The organism is Streptomyces apricus, from assembly GCF_008369065.1.
In the GTDB taxonomy this organism is placed as follows: Bacteria; Actinomycetota; Actinomycetes; order Streptomycetales; family Streptomycetaceae; genus Streptomyces; species Streptomyces apricus.
In genome coordinates, this window is record NZ_VDFC01000126.1 from 1 (window position 1) to 3,925 (window position 3,925).

The window sequence follows — 3,925 nt, forward strand, 5'->3', positions numbered from 1 at the left end:
CCTGTTCGCGTCGGCGACCGCGGCCTGTCTGGTCGTCCTCGCCGCGGTCGCCGTCCACATCGACGCGCGCTCCCGCGGGGACGCACTCGACCACGAGGTCGGCAGCCGCGCCACGGGGCTGTCGCGGGCGGTCTGGTTCGACGCGGGGACGCTGCACCTGGAACCGCTGCGCGAGGACGAACTCGCGCGCGGCGCCCAGGTGCTGGCGGTCCTGCGGGCGGCTCCGGGAGAGGCGCCGTCGGTGCGCGGCGCCGTCCCCGCGCGCTCCGCGCTGCCGGACCGGGRCCGGCTGGACGCCGTCTGGCGGAGCGTCCTGGAGACGCAGGGGACCGTCGTCGTCGACGCCTCCGACACGCACGGCGGACGGCTGCGGTGGGCGGCGGCCCCGGTCTGGGACGACGACCGGATCGGTGCGGCGGTCCTGGTCGGCGCCGACCCGTCGCGCGGTGCGCGCGATCACGACCTGCTGGTGCGCTGGCTGGTGCTCGGCTGCACGGCCCTGGTCTGCTGCGCGGCGGCCGTGGGCCATCTGCTGTCCGGCCGCGCCATGCGTCCCGCCCTGCTGGGCCTCGGCCGGCAGGAGCAGTTCCTGGCCGAGGCGGCGCACGAACTGCGTACACCGCTGGCGACCCTGCGGCTGGTGGTCGAGCGGGGCGGTTCCTCCGACGAGGCCCTGCGGCTGGTGGACCGGCTGAGCCGGCTGGTCACCGGGCTGCTCACGAGGGCCCGTGCGGAAGCCGGGGCACAGCGGGTCGAACTGGTGCCCCTGCGCCTGGACCAGCTGGTGGAGACCACGGTCGAGGAGCTGCCGGACCACGCCGGTGTCACGGTCACCTCCGAACCGGTGGTGGTCCTCGGCGATCCCGACCTGCTGGCCCAGGCGGTGCGGAACCTGGTGGAGAACGCCCAGCGGCACGGCGGGCCTGCCGCGCCCACCGGCTCCACCGACTCCACCGGCTCCGCCGGTTCACCGGTGGAGGTCACCGTCGCGCCAGGCCTCGTCGCGGTCCGCGACCACGGCGCGGGGCTGCCGCGCGCGGACCGGGAGCGGGTCTTCACACGGGGCGTCACCGGTACCACCCCGGGCACCGGTACCGCCCGGGGCACCGACGGCGCCCCGGGAACGACGGGAGCCGGAGCGGAAGCGAGGGCCGGGACGGGAGCCGGGGCAGGGACGGGAGCCGGGCTCGCCATCGTCCGGTGGGTCGCCGAGCTGCACCACGGCACCGCCCGTCTGGTGGACACGCCCGGCGGCGGCCTGGTCGCGGAGCTGCGGCTGCCCGTGCACCGGGCGCGGCCGGCCGCCCCACCGCCCCGTACGGAGGCGCCCTCATCCTCATCTCATGAAGGCTCCGGCACCGTGGGCGCATGAACCTTCCGCGTAGAACCGTGCTGTCCGCCACCGCGGCGGCGGGACTCGGCGCCCTGCTGGTCGCCGGCAGCCTGTACGGCCCGTCCTTCGGCGACGAACCAGCCCCGACCGAGGTCGCCGTCAGGGTCGACCAGGTCGGCTATGTGCGCGGCGAGTCGAAGCGGGCCTACGTCATGGGCCCCGCGGCCGCGCTCGCGGGCGCCCGCTTCACGGTCGTGGACGCCGGGGGCGACGTGGTCACGGCCGGCCGGCCCGGCCCCTCCACCGGCCGCTGGAACGCCGCGTACCCCTCGGTGCGCACCATCGACCTCTCCGCGCTGGACACCGACGGCACGTACCGCGTCGTCATGGGCGGGACCGCGTCCGGCCGCTCGCCCGCCTTCCGGGTCGCCAGGGCCCGCGAGCTGATGACGCCGCTGGTGCGCGACAACGTCCGCTTCCTGCAGGCGCAGCGCGACGGGGCCGACGTACGCCCCGGCGCGGCGGGCACCCGGAGGCAGGCGCTGCGGCACGGGCCGTCCCACCTCGCCGACCGGGACGCGGCCGTCCACGCCGCGCCGGAGTACGACGAGGAGGGCACCGAACTGCTCGACGAGGGGCTGAACCCGACCGGTGAGCGGGTCGACGTCTCGGGCGGCTGGTTCGACGCGGGCGACTTCCTGAAGTTCACCGGCACCACGTCCTACGCGGTCGCCGAACTGCTGCTCGCCGAGCGCGACCTGCCGGACCTGGAAGGGCTGTCCGCCGAGGCAACGCACGGGCTGACCTGGCTGGACCGGATGTGGGACGAGGACAGCGGGACGCTCTACGCCCAGGTCGGGATCGGCGTGGGCAACGACGCCGTGCGCACCGACCACGACGTGTGGCGGCTGCCGGAGGCCGACGACCGGCTGGACGTGTCGCCCGGCGACCCGGACCACGCGATCAAGCACCGGCCGGTCTTCCGCGCCGCCGAGCCGGGCGAGCCGATCGGTGCCGCCCTGGCGGGCCGGGTGGCCGCGGCGTTCGCCCTCGCCGCCCAGCGCGCGGCCGGCACCGACGAGGAGGAGGCCCGCGACTGGCTGGAGAAGGCCGCGGCCGTCTACGCCCTGGCCGACACCGATCCCGACCCCGGGGCGGCGCCCCTCACCGCGTTCCCGCCCACCTTCTACCCCGAGGACTCCTGGCAGGACGACATGGAGTTCGCGGGCGCCGAACTGGCCCTGGCCGCACGGGAGCTGGGGGACGAACGGGAGGACGGCTGGACCGACGACGCGGCGCGCTGGGCCGGGGCATACCTGGACTCCGATGTACGGGGCACCCTCGGTGTCGCGGACGTCAGCGCCCTGGCGCACGTCGATCTGGCCGTCGCCCTGGACGGCGGCCGGGCGCACGGGACCGGCGCCGAGGAGCTGTACGAGGACCTGCGCCGCCAGCTGGAGGACGGCGTCGCCCGCGCCGGGCACGACCCGTTCCGCGCCGGCGCCGTTTACGACGACTTCGACGCCGTACCGCACACGTTCGGGCTGGTGGCCACCGCGCGCCTGTACGCAAGGGCCACCGGGGACACCCGTTACGCGGCCTTCGCCGGGCGGCAGCGGGGCTGGGCCCTGGGCGCCAACGCCTGGGGGACGAGCTTCGTGATCGGTGCGGGCGAGGTCTACCCGCACTGCCCGGAACACCCGTTGGCCAACCTCCGGGGCAGCCATGACGGGACGGGCGCCATCCTGCGGGGCGCCGTGGTCAACGGCCCCAACGCGGCGGACAAACTGGAGGAGTTGAACAGCTTCCCGACCATGAAGAAGTGCACGGCGGCCCCGCCGCAGGGTGACTGGACCGACTTCGACGGCAGGGGCGCACGCTACCTGGACGACGTGGGCGCCTGGCAGACGGTGGAACCCGCCCTGGACTTCACCAGCACGGCACTACTGGCCTTCACCCTGACCACGAAGTGACCCGCCCGTACCGGATCCGACAGCACCCCCCGGACCGGATCCGACGGCACCCTCCCGAACCGTGGAACCATCGGTCCGCCGGACCGGCGCGCGGACGGTACGAGAGGTGAGGAGCGAGTGGACATGACCGCCGACTGGGAGTGGGACGACACGCTGTTCCTGGGCGCCGCCGCCCACTACCGCCGCGGCCGGCTCCCCTACGCCCCCGGGCTGGCGGACGCGCTCGCCGGGGCCCTGGGGCTCGACGGCCGGGGACGCCTGCTGGACGTGGGGTGCGGGCCCGGCACCGTCGCACTGACCCTCGCGCACCTGTTCGCCGAGGTCGTCGGCGTGGACCCGGACCGCGGGATGATCGACGAAGCCGCGCGCGAAGCCGCCGTGCGCGGGCTGGACGGGAGGGCGCGGTGGGTGCGGGCCCGGGCCGAGGAACTGCCCGCCGGTCTCGGCACGTTCGATGTCGCCGTCTTCGCCCAGTCCTTCCACTGGACGGACCGCGGCCCGGTGGCGGCCACCGTCAGGGACATGCTCCGGCCCGGCGGGGCCCTCGTCCACGTCTCCGACCTGAAGGCCCCCGCCCGGGCCGTCGACGGCCCGGGCGGGGGCCTTCAGGTCGGAGACG

At 75.9% G+C, this 3,925-nt stretch carries 3 protein-coding genes; all 3 read left to right on the forward strand.

Annotated features, from left to right (window positions below):
• Position 1: 1 nt before the first annotated feature.
• Complete coding sequence (locus tag FGF04_RS38365) at positions 2-1,372, forward strand: sensor histidine kinase (RefSeq protein WP_235882735.1); 1,371 nt, start codon at positions 2-4, stop codon at positions 1,370-1,372.
• Positions 1,369-3,306 carry a glycoside hydrolase family 9 protein gene (locus tag FGF04_RS38370; protein ID WP_149516017.1) on the forward strand — a complete coding sequence of 646 codons (1,938 nt, stop codon included), beginning with the start codon at positions 1,369-1,371 and terminating at the stop codon, positions 3,304-3,306. Before FGF04_RS38365 ends, FGF04_RS38370 begins: the two co-directional genes overlap by 4 nt.
• 123 nt (positions 3,307-3,429) lie before the next feature.
• The coding region (locus tag FGF04_RS38375; RefSeq protein ID WP_149516018.1) for a class I SAM-dependent methyltransferase at positions 3,430-3,925 on the forward strand (496 nt) is incomplete at its 3' end.

What these genes read in the sequence shown, in the direction of transcription:
- FGF04_RS38370 (WP_149516017.1), top strand. Translation starts at nt 1,369, where the DNA reads ATGAACCTTCCGCGTAGAACCGTGCTGTCCGCCACCGCGGCGGCGGGA.